The organism is Mangrovicoccus ximenensis (assembly GCF_003056725.1).
GTDB classification, from domain to species: Bacteria; Pseudomonadota; Alphaproteobacteria; order Rhodobacterales; family Rhodobacteraceae; genus Mangrovicoccus; species Mangrovicoccus ximenensis.
Map to the genome: position 1 here is coordinate 50042 of NZ_QBKZ01000005.1, position 24462 is coordinate 74503.

At 69.6% G+C, this 24462-nt stretch carries 31 protein-coding genes and 5 pseudogenes; 21 read left to right on the plus strand and 15 right to left on the minus strand.

The window, feature by feature from the left end:
* Positions 1 to 193: 193 nt before the first annotated feature.
* The gene (locus C7T91_RS11990) at positions 194 to 679 is read left to right on the plus strand and encodes a GNAT family N-acetyltransferase (protein WP_161555868.1); all 486 of its coding nucleotides are present in this window, start codon (positions 194 to 196) and stop codon (positions 677 to 679) included.
* Positions 680 to 712: 33 nt separating this feature from the next.
* Here the strand turns inward: C7T91_RS11990 and C7T91_RS11995 are convergent, their stop codons facing one another.
* The 3 genes from C7T91_RS11995 to C7T91_RS12005 all read right to left on the minus strand — a co-directional run bounded on the left by C7T91_RS11995 (position 713) and on the right by C7T91_RS12005 (position 2639).
* Entirely contained in the window at positions 713 to 1792 is a 1080-nt protein-coding gene (locus tag C7T91_RS11995; protein WP_108259468.1) for a 5-(carboxyamino)imidazole ribonucleotide synthase, read from the minus strand.
* Positions 1785 to 2276, minus strand: coding sequence for a 5-(carboxyamino)imidazole ribonucleotide mutase (gene purE / locus C7T91_RS12000; protein WP_269101237.1), 492 nt, complete (start codon positions 2274 to 2276; stop codon positions 1785 to 1787). Before purE ends, C7T91_RS11995 begins: the two co-directional genes overlap by 8 nt.
* A 144-nt stretch (positions 2277 to 2420) precedes the next feature.
* Positions 2421 to 2639 (minus strand): YdcH family protein, encoded by a 219-nt coding sequence (locus C7T91_RS12005; protein WP_108259469.1) that lies wholly within the window; start codon positions 2637 to 2639, stop codon positions 2421 to 2423.
* A 167-nt stretch (positions 2640 to 2806) separates the two neighbouring features.
* Between C7T91_RS12005 and C7T91_RS12010 the strand changes: the two genes are divergently transcribed.
* Complete coding sequence (locus C7T91_RS12010) at positions 2807 to 3220, plus strand: Hsp20 family protein (RefSeq protein WP_108259470.1); 414 nt, start codon at positions 2807 to 2809, stop codon at positions 3218 to 3220.
* 67 nt (positions 3221 to 3287) lie between these two features.
* Complete coding sequence (locus C7T91_RS35480; protein ID WP_236638182.1) at positions 3288 to 3464, plus strand: DUF1150 family protein; 177 nt, start codon at positions 3288 to 3290, stop codon at positions 3462 to 3464.
* On the opposite strand, the gene C7T91_RS39420 is transcribed toward C7T91_RS35480, so the two are convergent.
* A complete protein-coding gene (locus tag C7T91_RS39420) occupies positions 3452 to 3751 on the minus strand; it encodes a hypothetical protein (RefSeq protein ID WP_407943290.1) in 300 nt (99 codons plus the stop codon). The two genes, C7T91_RS35480 and C7T91_RS39420, sit on opposite strands and share 13 nt — an antisense overlap.
* Before the next feature lie 198 nt (positions 3752 to 3949).
* Between C7T91_RS39420 and C7T91_RS12025 the strand changes: the two genes are divergently transcribed.
* Both C7T91_RS12025 and C7T91_RS12030 read left to right on the plus strand, forming a co-directional pair.
* Complete coding sequence (locus C7T91_RS12025; RefSeq protein WP_236638204.1) at positions 3950 to 4240, plus strand: 4a-hydroxytetrahydrobiopterin dehydratase; 291 nt, start codon at positions 3950 to 3952, stop codon at positions 4238 to 4240.
* Positions 4241 to 4310: 70 nt separating this feature from the next.
* Positions 4311 to 5105: an SseB family protein gene (locus tag C7T91_RS12030; protein WP_108259473.1), complete on the plus strand. Its 795-nt coding sequence runs from the start codon at positions 4311 to 4313 to the stop codon at positions 5103 to 5105.
* 49 nt (positions 5106 to 5154) lie between these two features.
* Here the strand turns inward: C7T91_RS12030 and C7T91_RS12035 are convergent, their stop codons facing one another.
* The 3 genes from C7T91_RS12035 to C7T91_RS12045 form a co-directional block, all read right to left on the minus strand.
* Positions 5155 to 6924: an acyl-CoA dehydrogenase C-terminal domain-containing protein gene (locus tag C7T91_RS12035; RefSeq protein ID WP_108259474.1), complete on the minus strand. Its 1770-nt coding sequence runs from the start codon at positions 6922 to 6924 to the stop codon at positions 5155 to 5157.
* Between the two features lie 88 nt (positions 6925 to 7012).
* A complete protein-coding gene (locus tag C7T91_RS12040) occupies positions 7013 to 7414 on the minus strand; it encodes a MerR family transcriptional regulator (protein WP_108259475.1) in 402 nt (133 codons plus the stop codon).
* A gap of 155 nt (positions 7415 to 7569) precedes the next feature.
* Entirely contained in the window at positions 7570 to 7971 is a 402-nt protein-coding gene (locus C7T91_RS12045) for a MerR family transcriptional regulator (protein ID WP_108259476.1), read from the minus strand.
* A gap of 132 nt (positions 7972 to 8103) precedes the next feature.
* Here C7T91_RS12045 and C7T91_RS12050 point away from each other — a divergent pair, with 132 nt between their 5' ends.
* The 3 genes and pseudogenes from C7T91_RS12050 to C7T91_RS35485 form a co-directional block, all read left to right on the plus strand.
* Positions 8104 to 8547: a PaaI family thioesterase gene (locus C7T91_RS12050; RefSeq protein ID WP_108259477.1), complete on the plus strand. Its 444-nt coding sequence runs from the start codon at positions 8104 to 8106 to the stop codon at positions 8545 to 8547.
* Positions 8544 to 9043 (plus strand): annotated as a pseudogene (locus C7T91_RS12055) (PaaI family thioesterase). The gene C7T91_RS12050 and the pseudogene C7T91_RS12055 overlap by 4 nt, the downstream one beginning before the upstream one ends.
* A pseudogene (locus C7T91_RS35485) lies at positions 9036 to 9242 on the plus strand (MATE family efflux transporter); the annotation flags it as partial. The pseudogenes C7T91_RS12055 and C7T91_RS35485, both read left to right, overlap by 8 nt.
* 55 nt (positions 9243 to 9297) lie before the next feature.
* Here C7T91_RS35485 and C7T91_RS12065 read toward each other — a convergent pair.
* From C7T91_RS12065 to C7T91_RS35490, 4 genes and pseudogenes are all read right to left on the minus strand, one after another.
* Entirely contained in the window at positions 9298 to 10815 is a 1518-nt protein-coding gene (locus C7T91_RS12065) for a malonate--CoA ligase (protein WP_108259478.1), read from the minus strand.
* Positions 10808 to 11794, minus strand: a pseudogene (locus tag C7T91_RS12070) (malonyl-CoA decarboxylase); the annotation flags it as partial. The gene C7T91_RS12065 and the pseudogene C7T91_RS12070, both read right to left, overlap by 8 nt.
* Before the next feature lie 67 nt (positions 11795 to 11861).
* Positions 11862 to 12281, minus strand: a pseudogene (locus C7T91_RS39425) (MOSC domain-containing protein); the annotation flags it as partial.
* A gap of 3 nt (positions 12282 to 12284) precedes the next feature.
* Positions 12285 to 12710, minus strand: coding sequence for a class I SAM-dependent methyltransferase (locus C7T91_RS35490; RefSeq protein ID WP_236638207.1), 426 nt, complete (start codon positions 12708 to 12710; stop codon positions 12285 to 12287).
* On the opposite strand from C7T91_RS35490, the gene C7T91_RS12080 reads away from it, so the two are divergent.
* Positions 12609 to 13064 carry an extensin-like domain-containing protein gene (locus tag C7T91_RS12080; protein WP_236638183.1) on the plus strand — a complete coding sequence of 152 codons (456 nt, stop codon included), beginning with the start codon at positions 12609 to 12611 and terminating at the stop codon, positions 13062 to 13064. The two genes, C7T91_RS35490 and C7T91_RS12080, sit on opposite strands and share 102 nt — an antisense overlap.
* A 21-nt stretch (positions 13065 to 13085) precedes the next feature.
* Here C7T91_RS12080 and C7T91_RS12085 read toward each other — a convergent pair whose 3' ends face one another.
* A complete protein-coding gene (locus tag C7T91_RS12085; RefSeq protein ID WP_407943291.1) occupies positions 13086 to 13520 on the minus strand; it encodes a DUF2125 domain-containing protein in 435 nt (144 codons plus the stop codon).
* Positions 13521 to 13879: 359 nt separating this feature from the next.
* Here C7T91_RS12085 and C7T91_RS12090 point away from each other — a divergent pair, with 359 nt between their 5' ends.
* From C7T91_RS12090 to modA, 6 genes are all read left to right on the plus strand, one after another.
* The gene (locus C7T91_RS12090) at positions 13880 to 14545 is read left to right on the plus strand and encodes a phosphatidylserine decarboxylase (protein ID WP_108259482.1); all 666 of its coding nucleotides are present in this window, start codon (positions 13880 to 13882) and stop codon (positions 14543 to 14545) included.
* 3 nt (positions 14546 to 14548) lie between these two features.
* Positions 14549 to 15301 (plus strand): CDP-alcohol phosphatidyltransferase family protein, encoded by a 753-nt coding sequence (locus C7T91_RS12095; RefSeq protein ID WP_108259483.1) that lies wholly within the window; start codon positions 14549 to 14551, stop codon positions 15299 to 15301.
* 912 nt (positions 15302 to 16213) lie between these two features.
* The gene (gene lpxI / locus C7T91_RS12100; RefSeq protein WP_161555870.1) at positions 16214 to 16570 is read left to right on the plus strand and encodes a UDP-2,3-diacylglucosamine diphosphatase LpxI domain-containing protein; all 357 of its coding nucleotides are present in this window, start codon (positions 16214 to 16216) and stop codon (positions 16568 to 16570) included.
* On the plus strand, positions 16548 to 17141 hold the full coding sequence (locus C7T91_RS12105; protein ID WP_108259562.1) for a calcium-binding protein: 594 nt from the start codon (positions 16548 to 16550) through the stop codon (positions 17139 to 17141). Before lpxI ends, C7T91_RS12105 begins: the two co-directional genes overlap by 23 nt.
* A complete protein-coding gene (locus C7T91_RS35495) occupies positions 17138 to 17470 on the plus strand; it encodes a DUF3168 domain-containing protein (protein WP_236638184.1) in 333 nt (110 codons plus the stop codon). Before C7T91_RS12105 ends, C7T91_RS35495 begins: the two co-directional genes overlap by 4 nt.
* Positions 17431 to 18351 (plus strand): molybdate ABC transporter substrate-binding protein, encoded by a 921-nt coding sequence (gene modA / locus C7T91_RS12115; protein ID WP_236638205.1) that lies wholly within the window; start codon positions 17431 to 17433, stop codon positions 18349 to 18351. Before C7T91_RS35495 ends, modA begins: the two co-directional genes overlap by 40 nt.
* 374 nt (positions 18352 to 18725) lie before the next feature.
* Here modA and ubiA read toward each other — a convergent pair whose 3' ends face one another.
* Positions 18726 to 19703, minus strand: coding sequence for a 4-hydroxybenzoate octaprenyltransferase (ubiA, locus tag C7T91_RS12125; RefSeq protein ID WP_108259487.1), 978 nt, complete (start codon positions 19701 to 19703; stop codon positions 18726 to 18728).
* Positions 19704 to 19714: 11 nt separating this feature from the next.
* Here ubiA and C7T91_RS12130 point away from each other — a divergent pair, with 11 nt between their 5' ends.
* On the plus strand, positions 19715 to 20443 hold the full coding sequence (locus C7T91_RS12130) for a 16S rRNA (uracil(1498)-N(3))-methyltransferase (RefSeq protein ID WP_108259563.1): 729 nt from the start codon (positions 19715 to 19717) through the stop codon (positions 20441 to 20443).
* On the opposite strand, the pseudogene modB reads toward C7T91_RS12130, so the two are convergent.
* Positions 20332 to 20958 (minus strand): annotated as a pseudogene (modB, locus tag C7T91_RS12135) (molybdate ABC transporter permease subunit); the annotation flags it as partial. The gene C7T91_RS12130 and the pseudogene modB sit on opposite strands and share 112 nt — an antisense overlap.
* Before the next feature lie 7 nt (positions 20959 to 20965).
* A complete protein-coding gene (locus tag C7T91_RS35500) occupies positions 20966 to 21199 on the minus strand; it encodes a substrate-binding domain-containing protein (RefSeq protein WP_236638185.1) in 234 nt (77 codons plus the stop codon).
* A gap of 30 nt (positions 21200 to 21229) precedes the next feature.
* On the opposite strand from C7T91_RS35500, the gene C7T91_RS35505 reads away from it, so the two are divergent.
* The 5 genes from C7T91_RS35505 to C7T91_RS12160 all read left to right on the plus strand — a co-directional run bounded on the left by C7T91_RS35505 (position 21230) and on the right by C7T91_RS12160 (position 24412).
* Positions 21230 to 21895, plus strand: a complete 666-nt coding sequence (locus tag C7T91_RS35505; protein ID WP_236638186.1) for an OmpA family protein — start codon at positions 21230 to 21232, stop codon at positions 21893 to 21895.
* Positions 21882 to 22214 carry a hypothetical protein gene (locus C7T91_RS12145; protein WP_108259489.1) on the plus strand — a complete coding sequence of 111 codons (333 nt, stop codon included), beginning with the start codon at positions 21882 to 21884 and terminating at the stop codon, positions 22212 to 22214. Before C7T91_RS35505 ends, C7T91_RS12145 begins: the two co-directional genes overlap by 14 nt.
* 94 nt (positions 22215 to 22308) lie before the next feature.
* Complete coding sequence (locus C7T91_RS12150) at positions 22309 to 22731, plus strand: DUF1810 family protein (RefSeq protein ID WP_108259490.1); 423 nt, start codon at positions 22309 to 22311, stop codon at positions 22729 to 22731.
* 357 nt (positions 22732 to 23088) lie between these two features.
* Positions 23089 to 23709 carry a 30S ribosomal protein S4 gene (gene rpsD / locus C7T91_RS12155; RefSeq protein WP_108259491.1) on the plus strand — a complete coding sequence of 207 codons (621 nt, stop codon included), beginning with the start codon at positions 23089 to 23091 and terminating at the stop codon, positions 23707 to 23709.
* A 130-nt stretch (positions 23710 to 23839) separates the two neighbouring features.
* Positions 23840 to 24412, plus strand: coding sequence for a YceI family protein (locus tag C7T91_RS12160; protein ID WP_108259492.1), 573 nt, complete (start codon positions 23840 to 23842; stop codon positions 24410 to 24412).
* Positions 24413 to 24462 lie beyond the last annotated feature (50 nt).

Sequence of the window (24462 nt, forward strand, 5' to 3'; positions counted from 1 at the left end):
TGCCCTGTCCTGCGGTCCGGCCGCACCCTCTCGGGTCCTCCCTAGCGCGAAAGATGTCGTTGCGTCAGGCGGTTTCTGCCTGACGCGGGGGAGGGACCCGGTGTCGCGGTGGCGGCCGGGCGCCGGCAGGAGGCTTGCCTTGGGCGAAGGCCGGTGTGCAAATCGAAACAGCATGGCAGCGAAAGGTCGGACAGTGCTCGAAATCAGGAAGGTTCAGCCGGAGGACCACACCGAGATCAGCGTCCTCGTCGTGTCGAGCTTCGGCGAGAACAACGAGCACAGGCTGATCCAGAACCTGCGCAAGGCCGGTGCCGTCGCGCTGGAGCTGGTGGCAGTGGAAAAGGGCCGGATCGTCGGCCATATCTGCTTTTCGCGCCTCGACGTGCCCTCGGGCTGGTGGGCGCTGGCCCCGGTTTCGGTGACCACCCTGCGGCAGAACGAGGGCATCGGCAGCGAACTGGTGCGCTACGGGCTGGACGAGGCGCGGCAGGCGAAGGCGGCTGCGGTCGTGGTGGTCGGAAATCCGCTCTACTACCGGCGCTTCGGCTTCGTCTTCGGCGGGCCGGCGCAGCTCGCCAGCCCCTATCCCGAACAATATACCGGGCTTTTCCCGATCGCGCCGGAAACCGCCTCGGCCTCGGTGGCGCTGCGCTATCCGCGGCCCTTCGAGGAGGTCTGACAGGGCCCTGCGGGGCCCTGACGGGGGCGTCCGTCAGCCCTGGGCGGGCAGGATGCGGTTCACATGGCCCATCTTGCGGCCGGGGCGCGCCTCGGTCTTGCCGTAGAGATGGATCGCGGTCTCGCCGTCGGCGGCAAATTCCTGCGCCTTCGCCACGTCGTCGCCGATCAGGTTGAGCATCTCGACATCGGAATGGCGCTCAGCCCGGCCCAGCGGCCAGCCCGCGACGGCGCGGATATGCTGCTCGAACTGGCAGATCGAACAGCCGGTCTGGGTCCAGTGGCCGGAATTGTGGACGCGCGGCGCGATCTCGTTGACGACGAGCCCCGCGGGCGTCGCGAAGAGCTCGACCCCCATCACGCCGACATAGTCGAGCGCCGAGAGGATGCGGCCCGCCAGCAGCACCGCGTCGGTCCTGAGCTTGCCCGGAATTTTCGCGGGCACGGTGGTGGTGTGCAGGATGCCGTCGCGGTGGACGTTCTCGCCGGGATCGTAGCAGGCGACGGCTCCGTCCGTGCCGCGCGCGCCGATCACCGAGATCTCGCAGGAGAAGTTGACGAAGCCCTCGAGGATCGCCGGGGCGCCCTTCAGTTCGGCGAAGGCCGCGGCGGCCCCGGACGCGTCCTTGATGCGGACCTGGCCCTTGCCGTCATAGCCGAAGCGGCGGGTCTTCAGGATCGCGGGCGTGCCGATGGCGGCGAGCGCGGATTCGAGCGCGGCCAGATCCGGGATGTCGGCGAAGGGCGCGGTGGCGAGGCCCAGCTCCGACAGGAAGGTCTTTTCGGTCAGCCGGTCCTGCGAGACTTCGAGCGCGCGGCGGCCGGGACGGATCGGGGCGAGCCCGCCCAGCAGGTCGAGCGCCGCGGTCGGGATGTTCTCGAATTCGTAGGTGATCACGTCGACCGATTTGCCGAAGGCCTCGAGCGCGGCGGCATCGTCATAGCCGGCGGCGGTGTGGCGGTCGGCAACCTGCGCGGCCGGGCACTCGGCGGCAGGTTCGTAGACATGGCATTTCAGGCCGAGCCGCGCCGCGGCCAGCGCCAGCATGCGGCCGAGCTGGCCGCCGCCGAGAATGCCGATGGTCGAACCGGGGGCAAGGGGGGCGTCAGTCATCGGAGGGGACCTCGGGAATGGATGCGGAAAGCGCGTCGCGCCAGGCGGTCAGCCGTTCGGCAATCTCCGGGTTGGAGGTGGCGAGGATGCCCGCAGCCATCAGCCCGGCATTGGCGCCGCCCGCCGCGCCGATCGCCATGGTTGCGACCGGGAAGCCCTTGGGCATCTGGACGATGGAATAGAGGCTGTCGACGCCCGAGAGCGCGCGGGTCTGGATCGGCACGCCGACCACCGGCACCCAAGTCTTCGACGCCATCATGCCCGGCAGGTGCGCCGCGCCGCCGGCGCCCGCGATGATCACCTTGAGGCCGCGCCCGGCCGCCTCCTTGCCATAGCTCCACAGCCGGTCGGGGGTGCGGTGCGCCGAGACGATGCGGGTCTCGTAGGCGATCCCCAGCTCGTCGAGAATGTCCGCCGCCAGTTTCATGGTGGGCCAGTCCGACTGGCTGCCCATGATGATTCCGACCTCAACCTTGTCCGTCACCGCGTCACCTCTGCATCGTCTGCTGCACGAAGCCCGGGATATAGCGGCTGAACGCGGGGCTGCAAACACCGAAACGACGGCCGCGGGGCAGCCGGGAGGCCCCGGCTCTGCGGCCGGGGCGGGACAGGGCGGGGGTGCCGCGCCTCAGGCGATGATGTCGGGGTAGAGCCGGTCCTCGATCCGCGAGATCTCGTCCTTGATGGCGAGCTTCTGCTTCTTGAAGCGGCGCAGCGCCAGCTGGTCGGCGCGGCCGGTGTCCTCGAGGGCCGCAATGGCATGGTCGAGATCGCGATGCTCGCGGCGCAGCACTTCGATCTTGACCTTCAGCACTTCCTCTTCGGTCATTTCAATGTGCGCGTTCATGCTATACCCGTACTCCTGGAACCGGTAACGCCCAATATAACCGAGGAAACTCCGTCTGGGAAGCGCTGCGTCGCGCCCATGCTTGCATGCCGCCCGTCCGTCCCCATATGATTCAGGCAGGCCGCCGCACGGGGCCGCGCATCCGTCGCTTTATCCAAGGACGAGACATGACCAAGACGACACTGGGGACGCATCCGTTCCTCTTGGGCTTCGAGCAGCTGGAGCGGCTGGTCGAACGGACGGCCAAGAGCGGAAACGAAGGCTATCCGCCCTACAACATCGAACAGACCTCCGACCGGTCCTACCGCATCACCTTGGCCGTTGCCGGGTTCAGCGAGGACGACCTGTCGATCACGGTGGAAGACCGCCAGCTCGTGGTCCGGGGCCGCCTGCGCGACGATCTGAGCGAGCGGGTCTTCCTGCACCGCGGAATCGCCGGGCGGCAGTTCCAGCGCAGCTTCGTGCTGGCCGACGGGGTGGAGGTCCGCAGCGCGTCGATGGAGCACGGGCTGCTGCATATCGACCTGTCCCGGCCCGAGCTGGAGAACGTCATCCAGCGGATCGAGATCAACAAGGGGTGAACATCATGGCAGACCCGAGGGCACATATCGCAGCACCGCAGGACGCCCAGGGGCACGGACCGTCTATGTGCGGGCGGTCGACAAGGCCTCGCTTCCCGACGAGCTGAAGGACGCGACCGCGGACATTCCCGCGCCTTATTCGGTGCATGCACCGAACGGCGACCGGCTGGCGATCGTCCGCGACCGCAAGCTGGCCTTCATCCTGGCACGCCAGAACGACCTGACGCCGGTCTACGTCCACTGACGACCGGCCCCGGCCCGGCGCCGCGGCGCCGGGACAGCTAGTCCGGCACCAGCGGCGCGGGCATTGCCGGGACAAGCCCCGGCGGCTCCGAGCATCTCGGCCGCATCGGTCCAGCCGCCGCGCCGCGCCGGGCGGGCCGCCATCATGTCGATCACGCCGGGCAGGATCAGGTAGCCGCTCATGTCGACCGCCGGCAGCGGCCCCTTGGTGATCCGGCCCTCGGCAATCGCGATGGAGCGCTCCTGCAGGGCGCCGTCGCGCAGGATGCGCGCGCCCGTGAACCGCATGGGGGGTAGCTGACCTGACATGTCCTCGCTCGCTCTCTTTTCCGCTGGGGTAGCGATTCTCTGTGTCGCGGGTGTGACAGACCGGGCTGCGGCCGCGGCATTATTGCCGGGGCGTGGATTTTCCCGGCAGGCTGGCGGGAGCGGGGCGGCGTGCTAGGTTGCCGGGCAGCACAGGAGGGAGTGCCCATGACCGAACTGATCGCGCCCGAGCTGGACCTGTCCGGGATCGCCCCGGATCTCGCAGCGGCGGGCTGGACCCGCAGCGGCGACGGCAGCACCATCGCCAAGAGCTTCAAATTCGGCGGCTTTCCGGAGGCTTTCGCCTTCATGGCGCGGGTGGCCTTCGCGGCCGAGGCGGCCAATCACCATCCCGACTGGCGCAATGTCTGGAACCGGGTGGAGGTGACGCTGAGCACGCATGACGCGGGCGGGCTGACGGAAAAGGACATCGCGCTGGCCCGGGAAATGGAGGCGGTCCGCCCGGCCTGACCCGCGGGCCGGCTTGCATGCTGCAGAGCAGCAAAGTACGGTTCGCGCAAGTTTCCGGAGGATGTCCCCGATGATCGATGCTGCCGAACGGACCCCGCTCGACCTTGCCCATGCCAGGATGGAGGCCGCCCCTGCCGGGGATTCGGCGCGGCTGGGCTTCTACGGCGCGCTCGGCGCGTCCGAACTGTTCCTGCTGCTCGACCGCGAGGCCGAAGGCGACCGCATCACGCCGCGGGTCTTCGAGCTCGAGACCGGGCCGGTGGTGCTGGTCTTCGACCGAGAGGCGCGGCTGTCGGAATTCGCCGGCGGGATCGCGCCCTATGCCGGCATGTCCGGCCGGGTGCTGGTCGAGATGCTGGCCGGGCAGGGGATCGGGCTGGGGGTCAATCTCGACGTGGCGCCCTCGGCGACGCTGCTCGGGCCCGAGGCGGTGGAGTGGCTGAACGCCCAGCTGCAGCACCGCCCCGAGGAAGGCGAGGCGCGCCCCTCGGAGGTGCGCTCGCCGGCCGGGCTGCCGGAACCGCTGATCGAGGGGATCGACGGCAAGCTCGCCACCGCTGCGGGACTGGCCGATCTGGCCTATCTGGTGGCGGTGACCTATGCCGACGGACGGCGCGGCCACCTGCTGGCCTTCATCGATGCCGTGCCCGGCGCCGAACCCGCGCTGGCGCGGGCGGTGCACGAGGCGCTGATCTTTTCGGGGCTGGCGGCGGGCGAGCTCGATGTCGCTTTCTTCCCGGCCTCGGACGGGATCGCGCCGCAGCTGGCGAAGGTCGGCTTGCGCTTCGATCTGCCGAAGCCGGAGGAGCCGCTGCAGCGCGCCGCACCCGGCATGAACCCGGACGCGCCGCCGATCCTGCGCTGAGCCTGCGGAAACGGGGGAGGTCCCGGCTCTGCGGCCGGGACGGGACCGGTCAGAACGCGTCGGCCTCCAGCGCCATGACGGGCTCGGCGCCCGAGGTGATGCGCGCGAGATGGAGCGCGGTCGCGGGAAGCTGCCGGGCCATGTAGAAGCGTCCGGTTGCCAGCTTGGCCTGCCAGAAGGCGGGATCGCCCTCGCCGGCGGCGAGTTTCTCCAGCGATACCTTCGCCATCCGCGCCCACATCAGGCCAAGCGCCGCATGGCCGAAGAGATGCAGGAAGTCGTAGCTGCCCGAGAGCGCTGCGTTCGGGTCCTTGGTGCCTGACTGCAGGAAGAACATCCCCGCCGCCTGCAGGTCCTTCGACGCGGATTTGAGCGGGCCGGTGAAGGCGGCCATGTCGTCGCCCGGGTTTTCCCTGCAGAAGGCCTTCACCATCTCGAAGAAGGCCATCATCGCCTTGCCGCCCTGCGCGGGCAGCTTGCGCGCCACCAGGTCCAGCGACTGCACGCCGTTGGTGCCCTCGTAGACCATGGTGATGCGCGCGTCGCGGACGAACTGTTCCAGACCCCAGTCGCGGGTGAAGCCTGCCCCGCCCAGCGTCTGCTGCGCCAGCACGGCCGTCTCGAAGCCCTTGTCGGTCAGGAAGCCCTTGATCACCGGGGTCAGCAGCGAGATCAGCGCCTCGGCGTCTTCGTCTCCGGCATGGGCGGCGTCGATCAGCGTCGCGCCCCAGAGCGCCAGCGCGCGGCCGCCCTCGACGAAGCTCTTCTGCATCATCAGCCCGCGGCGCACGTCGGGATGGACGATGATCGGGTCGGCGGGGCCATCGGGGTTCTTCGCGCCGGTCACGTCGCGGCCCTGCAGCCGGTCTTTCGCGAAGGCTGCGGCGTTCTGGTAGGCGACCGACCCCTGCGCCAGCCCCTGCAGGCCGACGCCGAGCCGCGCCTCGTTCATCATGGTGAACATGGCGCGCATGCCCTTGTGCATCTCGCCGATCAGGAAGCCCGTCGCGCCGTCGTAATGCATCACGCAGGTGGCGTTGCCGTGGATCCCCATCTTCTCCTCGAGCCCGCCGCAGGTCACGCCGTTGCGGTCGCCGAGGGAGCCGTCTTCGCCGACGAGGAATTTCGGCACGATGAAGAGGCTGATCCCCTTCACGCCCTCGGGGCCGCCGGGGATCTTCGCAAGCACCAGATGGATGATGTTCTCGGTCAGGTCGTGCTCGCCTGCGGAAATCCAGATCTTCTGTCCGGTGATGGCGTAGCTTCCGTCCTCCTGCGGTTCCGCCTTGGTGCGGATCAGCCCCAGATCGGTGCCGCAATGCGGTTCGGTCAGGTTCATCGTGCCCGACCAGCTGCCCGCGACCATCTTCGGCAGATAGGTAGCCTTCTGCGCGTCCGAGCCATGGGCGTGGATCGCCGAGATCGCGCCGTGGCTGAGGCCCTGGTACATGTTGAAGGCCATGTTGGCCGAGACGAACATCTCGCCGACGGCGCAGTTCATCACGTAGGGCATGCCCTGGCCGCCGTAATCCGGGTCGCAGTCAAGCCCGATCCAGCCGCCGTCGCAGACCGCGCGGTAGGCCTCGCGGAAGCCGTCGGGAGTGCGCACCGTGCCGTTTTCCAGTCGGCAGCCCTGCCGGTCGCCGGCCGCGTTCAGCGGCGCGAGCACCTCAGTGGCGAGGCGTCCGGCCTCTTCGAGGACCTGTGCGGTGAAATCGGCATCGAGATCGGCATGGCCCGGCAGCGGGCTTTCGCCCAGGCGCAGCAGATCCTGCAGCACGAACTGGATGTCACGGGTGGGTGCCGCGTAGCTCGGCATGGTCTCTCTCCCTGCGATGGACCCGGCGGGTCCGGCCTCCGAAAGGCGGCGCGCCCCCTCTTTGCGGGGGGCTGCGCCGTGCGGCGGCTCAGGCCGCCTCAGTCTTTCCCAGTTCCGCGATCTGCTCCTCGCCCCAGTCGAGCTGTTGCTGCAGGTCGTTGATCGCCTGGGTCAGCGCGTCGCGCTGTTCGGTCATCTCGGCCAGATGCACCCGGCCGAGGCGCAGGGCCTCGCGCATCTGGGTGTTCTGCTGGTCGGCCGGATCGTACAGGTCCAGAAGCTGGCGGATCTCTTCTAGGCTGAAGCCGAAGCGCTTGCCGCGCAGGATCAGTTTCAGGCGTGCGCGGTCGCGCTTCGTGTAGAGCCTCTTCTGGCCGATGCGGATCGGTCCGAGCAGTTCCTTCGACTCGTAAAACCGCAGCGCACGCGCGGTCACGCCGAAGGCGTCGCACATGGCACGGATGGTCATCGTTTCTTCTTGCGTCGTCATTGCTTTTTCTCTTGTTTCCGCCAGTAGACACGGCGGCACATGTACTCTGCGTAAGGCGGTTACAACACCACTTGACCCCTACGTAAGCGGAACGTCACGTCACGGAAAAGAATTGGCTTGTCAAAACAAGTTGTTCTCAATTTACGCTACGGCAGCTATGCGTCCAGGTCATGGCTGGAGCCGCTCTGCGCCAACTGGTCGCGCAGCGCGCGGAGCTCTTCGATGGTCTTGCCGAGCTCCCGGTGCTGATCCTCCAGGGTTTCGAGCTGCCGCGTCGCCAGATCGGTCCAGGCCTGCATCTGCGCCTCGGTGCCCTCTTCCTCGTAGATCAGAAGCCATTGCCGGATTTCCTCGAGCGCGAAGCCGAAGCGGCGGCCGCGCAGGATCAGCGTCATCCGCGCCAGCTCGCGCGGCCCGTAGAAGCGCGCGGAGCCGTCCCGTTCGGGAAACAGCAATTCGATGGATTCGTAGTAGCGCAGCGTGCGCGGCGTCACGTCGAACTTGGCGCACATCTCCTTGAAGGTCAGGCGCGGGGTGCCGTCGGCGTCGGCAGTCATTTGGGTCCTCCCTCGGCAAATGCTAGCGGGGCGCGGAGACTGAGGCAATTCGGCACGCTGCGTCAGCAACCTCGCGTCATGGATATGGACCTGAAGACTCAATGCCACAATATCTGGGCCAGGAGAATCGTGATGAGCCCTGATGCTTTAAAAGACATGAAGACCTTCACCGACCTGCTGCCGCAGGCGCGGGCGCTGGGGCTGAAGGTGGAGCATGTGGAGCCGGGCATGGCGATCCTGTCGATGCCCTGGTCGGAGCGGCTGGTCGGCGATCCCGAAACCGGCGTGATCCATGGCGGCGCGGTATCGACGCTGATGGATACCTGTTCGGGCGGGGCGGTGATCACCCATCCCGACGTGGCCGAGCAGGTGACCGCGACGCTCGACCTGCGGATCGACTACATGCGCCCGGCGGCGCCCGGCAAGACGATCTATGCCCGCGCCGAATGCTATCATGTCACCCGCACGGTCGCCTTCGTGCGCGCGCAGGCCTGGACCGGGGGCGACGAGGACCGCCCCGTCGCCGCCGCGACCGGCGCCTTCACCGCCTCCGGCCGCAAGGGGGCAGGGCAATGACCCCGGAACCGGTGCAGGTGATCAAGGAACGGCGCGACGCGGCGCTGCAGGCGCTGCAGGCGCGCATCCCCTACATGAAGTTCATCGGCGCCTCGATGGAGCGGCGCGGCGACGAGCTGACCGGGCTGCTGACCTATTCGCCGGATCTGATCGGCAATCCCGAGCTGCCGGCGCTGCATGGCGGGGTGACCGCGGCCTTCCTGGAAGTGACCGCGCTGATCGAGCTGGCCTGGGGGCCGCTCTGGCAGCAGATCGAGACCGGCGCCGTCACCGTCGAGGCGCTGCGCGATCCGGGCCACCGGCTGCGGATGCCGAAGACGATCGATTTCACCACCGACTTCCTGCGGCCCGGCCTGCCGCGCGACGCCTATGCGCGGCGCGGGTGAACCGCTCGGGGCGGCGCTATGCCTCGGTCCATGTCGAGGCCTGGCAGGACAACCGCAGCCGTCTCTTCGCCCAGGGCACCGGGCATTTCCTGATGCCGCAGGATGAGTGAGCTTCCCGTTGCGGCGCTGCCGCTGACCCATGCGAGGGTCTGGCGGATCGCCGGGCCGATGGTGATCTCGAACGCCACCGTGCCGCTGGTCGGCGCGGTCGACACAGCGGTCGTCGGCCAGCTCGGCGCGGCTGCGCCGATCGGTGCCGTGGCGGTGGGCGCGGCGCTCCTGAATGCGTTCTACTGGATTTTCGGCTTCCCGTATCGTCCCGAGGCCGCAGGGCCCCGCCCCGCCGCCAGGCCGGCGCGGGCGGTCAGGCCGGGGCGAAGGCGTCCTTGTAGGCGTCGCGCAGCACGTTCTTCTGGACCTTGCCCATCGTGTTGCGCGGCAGCTCGTCGAGGATCACGTAGCGGCGCGGATGCTTGAACCGCGCCAGATCGGCGGCAACCGTGGCTTCGATCGCGGCGATGTCCGGCCCGGCGCCCTTCTGCGGCACCAGCACGGCCAGCACGGTCTCGCCGAAATCGGGATGCGGCACGCCGATCACCGCGCTTTCCAGCACGCCGGGCTGCTCGTCGAGCACCAGCTCGATTTCCTTGGGATAGATGTTGTAGCCGCCCGAGATGATCAGGTCCTTGCCGCGCCCGACGATTGTTACGTAGCCGTCCGGATCGACCATGCCGAGATCGCCGGTGATGAAGAACCCGTCCTCGCGCAGCTCGGCCGCGGTCTTCTCGGGCATCTGCCAATAGCCCTTGAACACGTTCGGGCCGCGCACCTCGATCATGCCGACCTCGCCCTGCGGCAGCGCCTCGCCGGTCTCCGGATCGGTCACCTTCAGCTCCACCCCCGGCAGCGGCATCCCCACCGTGCCCGCGCGGCGCTCGCCGTCATAGGGGTTCGAGGTGTTCATGTTGGTCTCGGTCATGCCGTAGCGCTCGAGGATGCGGTGGCCGGTGCGGGCTTCGAACTCGCGGTGGGTTTCGGCCAGAAGCGGCGCCGAGCCCGAGATGAAGAGCCGCATGCCCTTCGCCAGATCGCCGGTGAAGCGCGGATCGGACAGCAGCCGGGTGTAGAAGGTCGGCACGCCCATCATCGAGGTGGCGCCGGGCATTGCCGCCAGAACCTGGTCGAGGTCGAATTTCGGCAGGAAGACCATCGCGCCGCCGGCCGCCAACATGACATTGGTCGCCACGAAAAGCCCGTGGGTGTGGAAGATCGGCAGCGCGTGGATCAGCACGTCCCGGTCGGTGAAGCGCCAGTGCTCGACCAGCGTCAGCGCATTCGACAAGAGGTTGTCCTGGGTCAGCATCGCGCCCTTCGAGCGCCCCGTGGTGCCAGAGGTGTAGAGGAAGGCGGCCAGATCTCCGCCCGAGCGGTCCACGGTCGCGAAATCCGCGGGCATGGCGCGGGCGATCTCCGCCAGCGTCCCCGAACCGTCGGCATTCAGCGTTTCCAGCCGCGCGCCGCAGCGGGTTGCCATCTCGGACAGCGACGCCTCCTTGCCGCCGTCGCAGACAAGGAGCTTCGCCCCGGAATTCGTCACGAAATAGTCGAGCTCGCCCGCGGTATAGGCGGTGTTGAGCGGCAGGAAAATCACCCCGGCCTGCGCCGCGGCGGCATAGAGCGCCAGCGCCTCGGGGGATTTCTCCACCTGCACGGCCACCCGGTCGCCCGGTTCCAGCCCGCAGGCGTTCAGCGCATGGGCCATCCGCGCGGCGCGGCGCAGGAACTCGGCATGGCTCACCGTGCTGCCATCGGCGAGATGGAGGAAGGGACGGGTGCTGCCCGCATGTTTGCCGAAAAGCGTGTCGTAGAGCGGATTAGCCATCTGTCTTTTCCCTGGCTCTGGTGGTCTCGTTATGGGCGGCGAGCGCCCGGACGGGCTGCGAGGCGGCGATCTCGCCGCGCTGCGCATAGGCCTCGTGGTTCGGCGTGACTTTTGCAAGGTCATACAGGTAATTGACCATCGCGCCGCCGGATTGCGCCAGCCCGTTCGGCGAGGTGTCGGCGCCGCCATGGACGGCATGGACCTGCGCGCCGTTGCCCAGATGGAACCGCGCAACCGGATCGGCCGGCGTCCCGTCGGGGCGCCGCGCATGAAGCAGGTAGCGCGCCGCCAGCGCACGCATCCCGGCATGGTCGGCAGGATCATGCGCCAGCCCCTCGGCCCCGATCCAGCGCATCAGCCCGGGGATCGGCGACAGCGTGACGAAGGTCTTCAGCCCGGGCAGCTCGGCGGCGAGGTCGGCGGCGACCTGCTTGATCAGGAAATTGCCGAAGCTGATGCCCGCAAGCCCCGCCTGGCAGTTCGAGATCGAGTAGAACACCGCCGTATCGGCCTCGGCGGCGGACAGTGCCGCGCGGTCGTCGTCGAGCAACCCCTGGATCGAGCCGGGAATGCCGCTGGTCAGCGCCACCTCGACGAAGATCAGCGGTTCCTCCGGCATGGCCGGGTGGAAGAAGGCGAAGCAGCGCCGGTCGGCGGGGGCAAGCCGCAGCCGCAGGTCGTCCCAGCTCTGGATCGCATGGACCGCCTCATAGGCGATGATCTTTTCCAGCACGCTCGCCGGGCTGTCCCAGGTGACGGGGCGCGACACCAGGAAGCCGCGGTTGAACCAGGAGCGGAAGAGATGCCGGAAATCCTGGTCGAGCGCCCGCAGATCCGGCGCATCGCGCGACAGGCGAAGCAGGTCGGCGCGCATCTCGACCAGCCGGTGGGTGGCGCCCGGCACCTGGTTCAGGCGGCGGATCAGCTCCTGGCGGGGCGGCTCGGCAGCGGCCTGGAAGGCGCGGTAGGCCTCGCCCGAGCGCGCGCGCCGCCGTGCGGAAGGACCGCGCCAGCGTGTCCCGCCCGGTGGCGGCGCGGATCACCGGATCGGGCAGATGGCAGGGCTGGTTCGCCATGTCGACCACCAGCGTGGTGCCGTCCGGCCCCTGCAACCGGCTCGACGGCGGCAGCAGCGACAGGTCCGGCAGCCCCGACAGGCAGAGCGTCGCGCCGATCCAGGCCGGGTCGAGCCGCTCGATCTCCAGCCGCTCCGCAACTTCCGCCAGCTCTTCCTCCGAGACGATGGAAACCTGCCGGACATTGCGGATCGGCGTGCCCTTGGGATGCTGCTTCGTCACCCGGCTGCAGGAGGGTCGGATGCCGCCGCCATGGGCCTCTCCCTCCGGCCCGTCGAAGCCGAAGCGCAGCGCGCCCAGCGGGACCGAAGCCAGCGCGGCGCCGCGGTCGGCAACCTGCCCCAGCCAGACGATGCGGCCCGAGAAGTCCGTGGGTTCGAGCGCGGGCATGTCTCAGGCCTCCGGCACGCGCAGCACGAGGAAGCTGCGGTGGAACGGAAACAGAACCGAGCCGTCGGAGCGGCGCGGGTAATGCGTTTCAAGCTCGGCATCATAGCCGGTCAGGAAGGCCTCGGCCTGCCCCGCATCCAGCTGGTCGAGCACCCGCCGTCCTGCCGTCGCCTCGGTGAAGCGGCGCACCGGATGGGCCTCGGCATCCGGCGCCAGGAGCTGCACATAGGTGGTCTCCCACAGGTCCAGTTCGCCGAAAGCCGACAGGATCCGGTCGTATTCCGCCAGGCCGCGGACATCGTCCTGCCAGCCGCTCCAGTCGAAGAGATGCGGATAGAGCGCCTCCGACAGTTCCCGCAGCAGCCGGTGCGACGGCGCCTCCTGCTGGCGCGGCGACTGCACCGCCAGCACGCCGCCCGGCGCCAGCATTCCCGCCAGCCGCGGCAGCAGCGCGCGGTCGGGCGGCGCGGCGGCGGCGTCGCCGAGCTGAAGGTGATGGCCAGCTATTCCTGCCGCCCGCGCAACGGCGTGGCGGGCAACAAGATGTCCGAGCATGGCCGGGGCAGGGCGATCGACATCGGCGGCTTCACCCTGCGCGACGGCAGCGAGATCACCGTGCTCGACGACTGGGGCACCCGCCGCGAGGGGCCGCTGCTGCATGCGCTGCACGAGGCGGCCTGCGGGATCTTCGGCACGGTGCTGGGGCCCCGCTCGGACCGGTTCCATGCCAACCATTTCCACCTGGATACCGCGAGCTACCGCTCCGGCCCCTATTGCCGGTGAAAGGACGCTGGGCCCCGGGGCTCAGCGCAGCACGATCCGCGGCGCCGCGCCGAGGGGCACCAGCCCGCCGAGCGCCATCCGTCCGTCCTTGAACGACAGCGGCACGTCGATCGCGTCGCCCGAGCCGCCCATCCGCGCCAGCAGGTTCAGCCCGCCCTCGATCAGCTTCGCCAGATCGGGGTTCAGCGCGCCGCTCTGCTCGGCGACCTGCAGCATCGCCTTCCAGTTGGTGGCGCGGACCGTCACCTCGCCCTCTGGCACGCCTTCGGCATCGATGTCGAGCATGCCGCGGGCCTGCAGCTCCAGCTCGCCCCAGCCGGCGCGCGACCGCCTCAGCTCGATATGGCGGGGCTGCGGCCGCGCGGTTTCCAGCGCGTCGAGGTCCCAGGGCGCATCGAAGGCAACGGTGCCGTCGATCTCGGCGGTGCCGAGCGCCGCGTGACCAGCGCGGGGCACATCGCCATCGCGTCGCGCAAGGGCTGGCCCGGGCGCAGCCCGGCGGCCGAGGCCCCGGCGCAGAGGCTGGAGATCACCTGCGCGCCATTTGCGTCGCACAGCACGGCAAGCGGCGCCATCAGCGTCCCCCTTTCGAGGCGCAGGCACCGTTCGGCCCCCATCCGGGGGAACCAGAGCGAGAGAACGCGTTTGGCAGGCATCGGTGTGGCAGCACGGATGTTCCGTTTCTGTTCTCATCTAGCGGGAGTCGCGGGACGGAGTCGAGTCACCTTGGCGCGCGCCGGGCGGCGCTGCCCTTGTGCCTTCCGCCAATCTCCCTATGACTGTCCCGCGAAAAACACGGAAGGGGACTGCAATCCATGCGGATGCGCGACACATTCATCAAGCCGATGCACCCGGAGGGACGGCGCTTCGTGGCGATCTTCGCTGCCGTCACGCTGCTGCTGTTCCTGCTCTGGGAGCCGCTGGGCTGGGTCGGCGTCGGCCTGACGGTCTGGTGCTACTACTTCTTCCGCGACCCCGAGCGGGTGACGCCGCAGCGCCCCGGCCTGGTCGTCAGCCCCGCCGACGGGATCGTGTCGCTGATCGAACCGGCGGTGCCGCCGGCGGAGCTCGGCATGGACGACACGCCGCTGACCCGGGTCAGCGTCTTCATGAGCGTGTTCAACTGCCATGTGAACCGCATGCCGGTGGCGGGCGAGATCGCCGCCGTGGCCTACCGCCCGGGCAAGTTCTTCAATGCTTCGCTCGACAAGGCCAGCAAGGACAACGAGCGCAACAGCCTGGCGATCCGCATGGCCGACGGCCGCCAGATCGCGGTGGTGCAGATCGCGGGCCTCGTGGCGCGGCGCATCGTCTGCTTCGTCAAGCCCGGCGCGCGCCTGGCGACCGGCGAGCGCTTCGGCCTGATCCGCTTCGGCTCGCGGCTCGACGTCTACCTGCCGCCGGGGGTTGAACCGATGGTCAGCCTCGGCCAGACCATGGTGGCGGGCGAGACCGTCATCGCCGAACTGGACAGGAGCTGAGCCATGGCGCGCGCGCCCAAACGCCCCCGCAGCGAGCAGAAGGCCTTCTCGCCGATCCTGCTCCTCCCGAACATGCTGACCGTCACGGCGATCTGCGCCGGGCTGACCGCGATCCGGGCCGGGGTCCACGGCAATTACGAGCTGGCGGTCCAGCTGATCATCGTTGCCGGGATCCTCGACGGGCTGGACGGGCGGCTGGCGCGCGCGCTGGGATCGGCCAGCAAGATCGGGGCGGAGCTCGACTCGCTGGCGGATTTCGTCAATTTCGGCGTGGCGACGCCGCTGACGCTGTATTTCTGGGCGCTGCAGGACATCCGCGGCATCGGCTGGATCGCGGTGCTGGTCTATGCGGTGTGCTGCGTGTTCCGGCTGGCGCGGTTCAATGTCGGCAGCAAGACCGGCGGCGGCCTCGGCGGCGCCTATTTCGAGGGCGTGCCGTCCCCCGCCGGGGCGCTGGTGGTGATGCTGCCGCTCTACCTGTCCTTCGCCTTTGCCGACGGGCCGGTGGTGCCGCCGCTGGTGATCAGCCTGCACATGATCGTCATGGGCCTGCTGATGATCAGCTCGCTGCCGACCTGGTCCTTCAAGACGACGCGGATCCAGCGCGGCAACGTGAAGTACTTCCTGGTCGGCGTCGCCGCTGCGGGCGCGGCCCTTGCCACCTATGCCTGGCACACGCTGATCGTGCTGAGCCTGGCCTATATCGGCATGGTGATCTGGGCGCTGATCACGCGCACGCGCCGCTCGCGCCGCTGAGGCGCCGCTTTCCGGGCGGGCCGTCGCCGCGCCCGGAGCCGTGCCTCCGGCAACCTTGCGCACCAGCCGCCAGGCGTCGTCCCCCCTTCGGAAAGGCCCGGGCCTGGCGGTTCTGTTCCGGGCCGGGGCGGCGGTTTTGCAGCGGCTTTCCCGATCTTGCCCATGGCCGCGGCCTCATGGCCTGGAAGGTCAGCGCTGGCCTTCGCCAAGCCGTCCGGTTGCGGCCGCCGCTCCGCCTTTCCCTCCCTCTGGCAGCCCCATTCCTTGCGCAATCGCACCGGCAGGCAGGGCCCTAGCTGCAGAGCCGCCGTTCCGGCAGGTCCTCAGCGCGGTCTTGAGAGCATGGAAAACGGTCTGCCGTGCCTTGGACGGCTGCATCTTTCCGCGGGGGCCGGCCGCAATGGCGCGTGCGGCCTCGCAGATACGCGCGGCCCCGGCGGCGCCGCCATGGATCTGCACGCCCTCGACAGTGCGGCGGAGACCGGCGGGCAGGCAGACGCCGGCGAGACGTGGCGCGCTGCGATCGGCAGAGCCGCCGCCGGATCGCGCGGATGCCGTTGAGCACCATTTGGCAGGCCAGCGCGGGGAAGAAGGCAATGTGGCTGCCGAGCATTCCGGGAATGGCCCGCCGGGGCAGGGCCCTGATCTGGTCCTTGGCTGTGAAGCAGGCAGTGCCGCGTGGACCGGCGTCAGAGGATTTCCGGCCGGCGCGCCGACTGGCGGCTGTTGCCCGCGCGTCGGTTCCGGACCGGCGGGGCGGGGAGAGGCGCCGAAGCCATGCGGCAAGCTGAGATGGGCTGGGCCCGACTGCATTGTCCTGCGGACTGCGCCGGGACAGGACTGGCCGGGCAAATTGGCAGGCGGCCAATGCGCGGCGGTCTCCGTGTGGGGGCCGGGGCGGCGCAGTGCGCGGTGGCACGCGGGCTCTGCCTCGGCATCGAGTCGATCTACGGCACCGACGCGCTCCTGTCGGACGTGGCGCGCCACCGCCCCGAGCGCCGCCCGGACACCGGCGGCACCTTCGTCAAGGTGGCCAAGCCCGGACAGGAGATGCGTGCCGACATGCCGGTGATCGGCCCGGCGACCGTGGCCGGGGCTCGACGGCATCTGCCTCGAGGCAGGCCGGGTGATGGTGCTCGATGCGGGCGAGGCGGTGCGGCTGGCGGAAGAGAAGGGGATCTGCATATGGGCGAGCTGAACGCGAGGCCGCCGCGGCTGTTCCTGCTGGCGGGCGAGCCTTCGGGCGATGCGCTCCGGCACCGGCAATGACCGGATCGCGGGCGAGGCGGGCCATGACCGGATCGGGGGCGACGCTGGCGACGACACGCTCTCGGGCGGGCCGGGCAATGACACGCTGGCGGGCGGCAGCCCGGATGCGGCAAGCGCCGGGAACGACGTGTTCGCGGGCGGCAAGGGCGACGACCTTCTGCAGGGCGGTGCGGAGAACGACATCTACCTCTTCGGCGCGGGCGACGGGATCGACACGCTGACCGACGAAGGCGGCACGGACCGGATCGTTTTCGGCGAAGATGTGGCGCCGGGCGATGTCCGCGTCCTGCAGGGCGCGGACGGGCTGGAGCTGCGCGTCGCGGGCGGCACGCGGATCGTGGTCCCGGAAGGCACTGCGATCGAGACCGTGGGCTTCGCCGACGGCACCGAATGGAGCTGGGCCGAACTGCTGCGCCGGTCGATGCTGCCGGGCGCGGGCGACGACGCCATCGCGCTGGGCGACCGGGTGCGGATCGGCGGCGAGGAGCTGCGGATCACCGGCTGCGGTCCGCATGTGCAGGTGCCGCGGCGCTTCGTGATCCTGGCGACGCGGACGGAGCAGGACGCATGAAGGCCGATCTGACCGCCTTGCTGCTGGGGCTGCCGGGCCTGTCGCCGCTCGGCGGCCGCATCCATTGGGGCGTGCAGCTGCCCCATGCCAACCTGGCCATGATCTCCGGTCCGCAGGCCTACAGCCTCGACGGCGATACCGGCCGCCATGACGATCTGGTGCAGGCAGACCTCTGGGCCGCCGGGCCAGACGAAGCGGAGGCGCTGCGCCTGGCGCTGCGCGCCGCGCTCTCGGGGCCGGCACCGCCACCGTCGCGGTCGCCGCCAATTTCACCGCCGCCGCGCAGGAGATCGGCGCCGCCTTCGAGACCGCCACCGGCCACGAGGTGACCTTTGCCTTCGGCTCCACCGGGCAGCTTTTCACCCAGATCAGCCAGGGCGCGCCCTTCGACATGTTCCTTGCCGCCGACCAGCAGCGGCCGGGACGCGCCGAGGACGAAGGCCTGGCCGTGCCCGGCTCGCGCTTCACCTATGCGACCGGCAAGCTGGCGCTCTGGAGCGCGACGCCCGGCCTGCTCGATGCCGGTCCCGGGGTCCTGGCCACGCAGGCGGTCGCCCATGTCGCGATCGCCAACCCGGTCACCGCCCCCTATGGCGCCGCGGCGCTCGAGGCGATCGCCGCGCTGGGGATGACAGAGGCGCTGGCGCCGAAGCTGGTCGAGGGCCAGAGCATCTCGCAGACCTACCAGTTCGCGGTGACCGGCAATGCCGCGGCCGCCTTCGTCGCGCTGGCGCAGCTCGCCGGGCAGGAGGACGGCTCGGTCTGGACCTTGCCGGAAGAGCTCTACGCGCCGATCCGCCAGGATGCCGTGCTGCTGGCCCGCGGGGCCGGCAATGCCGCCGCCGAAGCCTTCGCCGCCTTCCTCAGGGGCCCCGAGGCGCAGGCGATCGGGCAGGGGCCGGATGTCGCCGCGGCGCTGCGGGGCGCGCCCGGCCACGCGCCGGTGATCCTCATGGACCACCGCCCCGGCAATGCGAGGGCAAATGCCGCCGCGGGGGCCGATCTCCAGCTGTCGGGGCATACCCATGGCGGCATGGTGCGCGGCCTCGACCGGATCGTCGCGCGGTTCAATGACGGCTTCGTCTCCGGCCATTACCGGATCGGGGAGTCGCAGCTCTACGTGAACAACGGCACCGCGCTCTGGATCGGCTTCGCGCTGCGCCTCGGGCGGCCAGCCGAGCTGACCGTGCTGACCCTGCGCCCGGCCTGACGGCAGCGCCCGGACCGGCAGGGCGGGGGATGCATGCCGGGGCGCCGCGCGGGACGGGCCTTGCGGCGATGCGCCAACCGGTCAGCGCGCGGAACCGCGCCGCCTCGTCCGGGGCGGTGCCGCCCAGCACGATCTGCATGCCGTCGGGCTCGGCCAGCGCCCAGTCGAGCCCCTCCGCAGCCAGCGCCGCGCGGACCTCCGACCCGTTGCGGGACTCCACGAAATCGACAGCCAGGAGGGACATCCCGTAGGCCCCTCCTGCCGCGACCCCGAGGATCACGAGCTTCGCCCAAGTCAAACCAGTCACGCCTGTTGCTCCCAAGACACGGAGAATACTATTTGGCGGACTTACTGTTTTTTTGCTCTTGCCGCAATCAGAAGGCTGCGCTGACGCACAGGAAACCGGCAAAAATCAGCCCGGCGTCCCTGTTCGCACGGAAGAGCGCGAGGCAGAGGTCATTGTCGTCGATATCGAGCTTGCGCCACTGCCAGGCAAGGTGCAGCCCCATCGCCAGCGCACCTGCCCGCGCGATCCAGAGAGCCCCCGGACGCCCCGCGCCGCCGAGCGCCAGCTCGACCGCTGCCAGCAGCATGACCAGCGTCACCGCCCCGAAACCGCCCAGCCAGGCATGGGTATGCGTGCCGAAGAGCCGCGCGGTGGATTTCACCCCGATCAGCGCATCGTCCTCGCGGTCCTGGTGCGCATAGATGGTGTCGTAGAAGATCGTCCAGGCGATGCCGCCGAGATAGAGGCAGACCGCGGGCCAGCCGAGCATGCCCTGATGCGCGGTCCAGGCCAGGAGCGCGCCCCAGTTGAAGGCGATGCCGAGGAAGACCTGCGGCCACCAGGTGAAGCGCTTGGCAAAGGGATAGATGCAGACCGGCGCCAGCGACAGGATGCCGAGCAGCACGGCGTTCATGTCGAAAGTCAGCAGGATGCAGAAAGCGGCCAGCGCCTGGATGCACATCCAGACCGCCGCGCCCTTCGCCGTGACCTGCCCCGAGGGGATCGGCCGGGATTTCGTGCGCGCCACCGAGCCGTCGATATGGCGGTCGGTGATGTCGTTCCATGTGCAGCCCGCGCCGCGCATCAGGAAGGCGCCGGCGCCGCAGCCGATCACGATCCAGAGGCCGATCCAGCCGAGGCTGCCCTCGGCCGCCGCCGACAGGAACACGCCCCAGAGGCAGGGGATGAACAGCAGCCACGTGCCCGCCGGACGGTCGGCGCGCGACATGCGCAGCCAGGGCCGCGACCAAGGCGGCGCGATCCGGTCGACCCAGTTTCCCTTCACGGCATCCGCGACGGTGCCGTCGGGCGATGCGGGCTCTGGTCTCAGGACGGTCTCGGACATATGAAGGCCCCATGGCTGTGGCAAAGATCAGGCTCTTCCTAGAGCATCCGATGGGCGGGGGGCAAACCCTGCCGCTGACGAAAGAGCAGGCGCACTACCTTTTCGGAGTGATGCGGCTGGCGGTGGGCGACCGGCTGCCGGTGTTCAACGGGCAGGACGGCGAGTGGCTGGCCGAGGTCGCCGAGGCCGGCAAGCGTGCCGGAACGCTGGTCTGCCTCGAGCAGACCGCGCCGCTCAGGCTGCCGCCCGACCTGTGGCTCCTCTTCGCGCCGATCAAGAAGGAGCGGACCGATTTCATCACCGAGAAGGCGGCGGAACTCGGCGCCGCGCGGATCGTGCCGGTGCAGACCGAATTCACCAATTCCGGCCGGGTGAACCGCGACCGGCTGCAGGCCCATGCGGTCGAGGCGGCCGAGCAATGCGGCGGCACCCATGTGCCCGAGGTGGCCGAGCTGGCGCGGCTCGGCGACCTGCTGGCGGACTGGCCCGAGGAACGGCAGATCATGTTCTGCGACGAGGCCCTGACCGGCGGGACCTTGCCTGCGCGCGAAGTCCTGGCCAAGGCGGGCCGCGGCCCCTGGGCGGTGCTGATCGGCCCCGAGGGCGGGTTTTCCGAGGCCGAACGCGCGCGGCGCCCGAGCAGTTCCGACAGCAGCAGCGCGCCCATCGCCACCGCGACCGACACCGCGACGAGGCGCAGCGCGGCGGCCTCGCCGCCCGGCACCTGCAGGAAGGCATAGATCGCCGAGGGCAGGGTGCGGGTCTGGCCGGGAATGTTCGACACGAAGGTGATGGTCGCGCCGAACTCGCCCATCGCCTTGGNCAAGGGCAGCGTGACCGTGGCGAAGACCGCCAGCGGGCGCGCGCCGAGCGTGGCCGAGGCCTCCTCCAGCCGCGGATCGACCGCCTCGACCGACAGCCGGATCGCCCGGACCATCAGCGGGAAGGCCATCACCCCGGCGGCGAGCGCCGCGCCGGTCCAGCGGAAGGCGAAGACGATGCCCAGCGATTGCAGCGCGCTGCCCAGGGGCGCTTGCGGCCCGAGCGTCAGCAGCAGAAGGTAGCCGGTGACCACGGGCGGCAGGATCAGCGGCAGATGCACCAGCCCGTTGAGGATCTGCTTGCCCGGAAAGCTCCAGCGGGCCAGCGCATAGGCGGTGAGGATGCCGAGCGGCAGGCTGGCCGCCACCGCCCAGAAGGCGACCTTCAGCGACAGCAGCACCGCCGCCCATTCCTCCGGCCCGAGCCAGCCCATCCGCGGATCAGTCCGGCAGGACGAAGCCGAGGCCGGTCAGCACCTCTCCGGCCGCGTCGGTCTTGAGGAAGTCGAGGAATTCGGCGGCCGCGCCGCCGCCATGGCCCGCGACCAGCGCCGCCGGGTAGACGATCGGCGCGTGGCTGTCTTCGGGGAAGGTCGCCAGCACGTCGACCCGGGGCTCGGCCGCGGCATCGGTCGCATAGACGATCCCCATCGGCGCGGCGCCGATCGCGACCACGGCGCGGGCAGCCTGACCCGGGTGATCAGCATGGGCGAGGGGCTGCCGCAGAACTGGGACCTGCGCGCGCTTGCGGCGACCGAGGCGCTGGCCATGCTGTCCGAGGGCCGGGTCGAGATGACCGCCGAAGCGATCACGGTCACCGGCAGCTCGCCGCGCGAGGATGCCGTGCAGGCGATCACCGCCGAGCTGCGCCGCACGCTTGGCCAGGAGGCGGCCTTTTCGGTCGATGTTGCCTATGCGCCGCCGCCCCCCGAGGAAGAGGCCGGACCCTCGCCGAAGGCCTGCGTCGCGGCGGTGAACGGCATCCTGCTCGATGACCGTATCGATTTCGACCCGGGCTCGGTGGAGCTGGGCGAAGGCGGGCGCGAGACCGTCGACCGGATCGCCGAGGTGCTGCGCGGCTGTCCGGACGTGCCGATGGAGATCGGCGGCCATACCGACAGCCAGGGCCGCGATGAAATGAACCAGCTGCTCAGCCAGGCGCGGGCGGATGCGGTGCTGTCGGCGCTGTCGGCGCGGCGGGTGCTGACCAGCCAGCTGACCGCGCGCGGCTATGGCGAGACCCAGCCGATCGCCGACAACGGCACCGAGGCGGGCCGCGAGGCGAACCGCCGCATCGCCTTCCGGCTGGTCACGCCCGAGGAGCAGCAGGCAGAAACCGAAGCAGAGGCCGGACCCGATGGATCGAACTGAAACCATGATCGCCGTGATGGTGCTGCTGTTCGGCGCTTTCCTGCTGGGCTTCCTGACGCATTGGGTGGTGACGCGGCTGTCGCATGTCTCGGATGCGGAGCTGGGCCAGCTCGACTCGATGGCCGAGGAGCTGCACCGCGCCGAGGAGGAGCGCGACGACGCGATCTCGCGCCAGCACAAGGCCGAGCACGAACTGCATGCCGGCACCGGCGAGCTGCGCTCGGATCTGGAGCTGATGCGGCGGGCGCTGATGGAGGCGCGGCAGGAGGCCGACGAGCTGCGCGCCTATATCGAGGCGCAGAACCAGCGCAGCCTGTGAGGCGCCGCAGGGAAGCGGGGAGGATTTGTTAACCGCTTCTCTGCCATGACTTGGCTGGGCAGCCTTGCGCCGGGGCTGCGGCGGAGGAGGACAGATGCCGAAGCTCGACCGATTTCTGCAGGCCCAGGAACGGGATTATCCCGACGCCATGCAGGAGCTCCTGCGGGGGCACAAGGAAACCCACTGGATCTGGTACATCTTCCCGCAGCTTCGCGGCAACGGCCATTCCGAGAAGTCGATGTATTACGGCATCAAGGACCTGCAGGAGGCGCGGGACTACCTGCACAATCCCACGCTGGAGCTGCGCCTGCTGGCGGCGATGGACGCGGTGATGTTTCACAGGGACCGCCCGGCGGCCGAGATCCTCGGCTCGTCGGACGCGGCCAAGCTGCGCTCCTGCGCGACGCTCTTCCATCTCGCCCGCCCCGAGGAAGCGATGTTCAAGGCGGTGCTCAAGACCTTTTTCAAGGGCGTGCCCTGTCCGCTGACGGTGAAGGCGGTCGACCAGTTCTCCTGACCGGGTCGGCGCCGGACCGCGAGGTGCTGCCGGGCGCCGCCCGGGCGCCCGGGCGCCCCGCGGGCAGTTTGGCCGGAACGCTGCCCGTGCCGGGCCATCCGCCCCGGCGCGGCCTGCGGTCCCCTCCGGTTCCGCCGGGGCGGGCAGCGGCATGCTCCGCTGCGGGATCGGTGCTTGACTCCCTCCGTAGCCGAGGGTAGAGCGCGCCATCCCGGCTCACGTGCCGGGTCTTTGGTGTTGGCGGCCCCCGCAAGGGGATGCCTGTCGGCCCGTCTCCCTGCAAACCCGGGAGACGCGGCAGGAGGACAACGCCCTTCGACAATCCGCTCCTCCGGGAGCCGCAGAAGGAGATCAGCCGTGACGAAACGCACGTCTGCCAAGTACAAGATCGACCGCCGCATGGGCGAAAACATCTGGGGCCGTCCGAAGTCCCCGGTCAACCGCCGCGAATACGGCCCAGGCCAGCACGGCCAGCGCCGCAAGGGCAAGATGTCGGACTTCGGTCTGCAGCTGCGCGCCCAGCAGAAGCTGAAAGGCTACTACGGCGACCTGACCGAGAAGCAGTTCCGCCGCATCTACGCCGAAGCCGAGCGCGTCAAGGGCGACACCGGTGAGAACCTGATCGGCCTGCTCGAGCGCCGCCTCGACGCCGTCGTCTACCGCGCCAAGTTCGTGCCGACCGTCTTCGCCGCCCGCCAGTTCGTGAACCACGGCCACGTGGAAGTGAACGGCAAGCGCGTGAACATTCCGTCCTACCGCGTCAAGGAAGGCGACGTCATCACCGTCCGCGAGAAATCGCGCCAGATGACCGTCCTGCTGGAAGCCGTCCAGCTCGCAGAGCGCGACGTTCCGGACTACATCGAGGCCGACCACTCCAAGATGACCGCGACCTTCGTGCGCGCTCCGGGCCTGGCCGACGTGCCGTACCCGGTCATCATGGAACCGAACCTCGTCATCGAATACTACGCACAGAACTGATCCGGTTCCGAGCGATGACTTTCGGCGCCGCGTCCCCCGGGACGCGGCGCTTTGCGTTTCCGCAGGGGCCCGCAATGGGGTAGAACGGGGCCGTGCGCATCATTCCGCGCTCCACCGAAAGGCCCTGAGCATGAAATCCCTTTCCGCAACGCTTGCCGCCCTGCTTGTCCTGCCCTGCGCCGCCCTGGCCTGGGATCTCGATCCCGATGGCTCCGCCGTCAGCTATGTCAGCATGAAGAACGGCAGCATCGCCGAGGCCAACAGCTTCTCCAGCCTCTCGGGCAGCGTGTCCGACGCGGGCGCGGTCACGGTCGACATCAACCTGGCGTCGGTCGAGACCGGCATCGACATCCGCAACCAGCGGGTGCGCGACCTGCTGTTCAAGGTCGATGTCTTCCCCAAGGCCACGGTGACGGCGCAGGTCGATCTCGACGCGCTGGCGGAAATCGCGCCGGGCGCCTCCGCCAAGATGGAGCTGCCGCTGACGCTGTCGGTCAACGATACCGGCTCGGACTATGCCTCGACCGTCCTGGTTACCCGTGCCGGAGAGGACCGCGTCGTGGTCGCCTCGCTGGCGCCGGTGATCGTCGATGCCGAGGAGCTGGATTTCCCCGAGGGCCTCGCCAAGCTGCGCGAGCTGGCCGGGCTCGACTCGATCCAGCCGGTGGTTCCGGTCTCTTTCGTGCTGAGTTTCGCCCGCTAGGCGCGGTTGGCTCTGGCCTTGGCGCGCGCCGGTCGCTACATCCGGCGCGA

Bases quoted from the DNA above. Each gene is read 5' to 3' on its own strand.
- C7T91_RS11995 (WP_108259468.1), bottom strand. From the start codon at position 1,792: ATGACTGACGCCCCCCTTGCCCCCGGTTCGACCATCGGCATTCTCGGC.
- C7T91_RS12005 (WP_108259469.1), bottom strand. From the start codon at position 2,639: ATGAACGCGCACATTGAAATGACCGAAGAGGAAGTGCTGAAGGTCAAG.
- C7T91_RS12010 (WP_108259470.1), top strand. From the start codon at position 2,807: ATGACCAAGACGACACTGGGGACGCATCCGTTCCTCTTGGGCTTCGAG.
- C7T91_RS39420 (WP_407943290.1), bottom strand. From the start codon at position 3,751: ATGCGGTTCACGGGCGCGCGCATCCTGCGCGACGGCGCCCTGCAGGAG.
- C7T91_RS12030 (WP_108259473.1), top strand. From the start codon at position 4,311: ATGATCGATGCTGCCGAACGGACCCCGCTCGACCTTGCCCATGCCAGG.
- C7T91_RS12035 (WP_108259474.1), bottom strand. From the start codon at position 6,924: ATGCCGAGCTACGCGGCACCCACCCGTGACATCCAGTTCGTGCTGCAG.
- C7T91_RS12040 (WP_108259475.1), bottom strand. From the start codon at position 7,414: ATGACGACGCAAGAAGAAACGATGACCATCCGTGCCATGTGCGACGCC.
- C7T91_RS12045 (WP_108259476.1), bottom strand. From the start codon at position 7,971: ATGACTGCCGACGCCGACGGCACCCCGCGCCTGACCTTCAAGGAGATG.
- C7T91_RS12050 (WP_108259477.1), top strand. From the start codon at position 8,104: ATGAGCCCTGATGCTTTAAAAGACATGAAGACCTTCACCGACCTGCTG.
- C7T91_RS12065 (WP_108259478.1), bottom strand. From the start codon at position 10,815: ATGGCTAATCCGCTCTACGACACGCTTTTCGGCAAACATGCGGGCAGC.
- C7T91_RS12080 (WP_236638183.1), top strand. From the start codon at position 12,609: ATGCGGATAGAGCGCCTCCGACAGTTCCCGCAGCAGCCGGTGCGACGG.
- C7T91_RS35490 (WP_236638207.1), bottom strand. From the start codon at position 12,710: ATGCTGGCGCCGGGCGGCGTGCTGGCGGTGCAGTCGCCGCGCCAGCAG.
- C7T91_RS12090 (WP_108259482.1), top strand. From the start codon at position 13,880: ATGCGGATGCGCGACACATTCATCAAGCCGATGCACCCGGAGGGACGG.
- C7T91_RS12095 (WP_108259483.1), top strand. From the start codon at position 14,549: ATGGCGCGCGCGCCCAAACGCCCCCGCAGCGAGCAGAAGGCCTTCTCG.
- C7T91_RS12105 (WP_108259562.1), top strand. From the start codon at position 16,548: ATGCGCTCCGGCACCGGCAATGACCGGATCGCGGGCGAGGCGGGCCAT.
- C7T91_RS35495 (WP_236638184.1), top strand. From the start codon at position 17,138: ATGAAGGCCGATCTGACCGCCTTGCTGCTGGGGCTGCCGGGCCTGTCG.
- ubiA (WP_108259487.1), bottom strand. From the start codon at position 19,703: ATGTCCGAGACCGTCCTGAGACCAGAGCCCGCATCGCCCGACGGCACC.
- C7T91_RS12130 (WP_108259563.1), top strand. From the start codon at position 19,715: ATGGCTGTGGCAAAGATCAGGCTCTTCCTAGAGCATCCGATGGGCGGG.
- C7T91_RS35505 (WP_236638186.1), top strand. From the start codon at position 21,230: ATGGGCGAGGGGCTGCCGCAGAACTGGGACCTGCGCGCGCTTGCGGCG.
- C7T91_RS12145 (WP_108259489.1), top strand. From the start codon at position 21,882: ATGGATCGAACTGAAACCATGATCGCCGTGATGGTGCTGCTGTTCGGC.
- C7T91_RS12150 (WP_108259490.1), top strand. From the start codon at position 22,309: ATGCCGAAGCTCGACCGATTTCTGCAGGCCCAGGAACGGGATTATCCC.
- C7T91_RS12160 (WP_108259492.1), top strand. From the start codon at position 23,840: ATGAAATCCCTTTCCGCAACGCTTGCCGCCCTGCTTGTCCTGCCCTGC.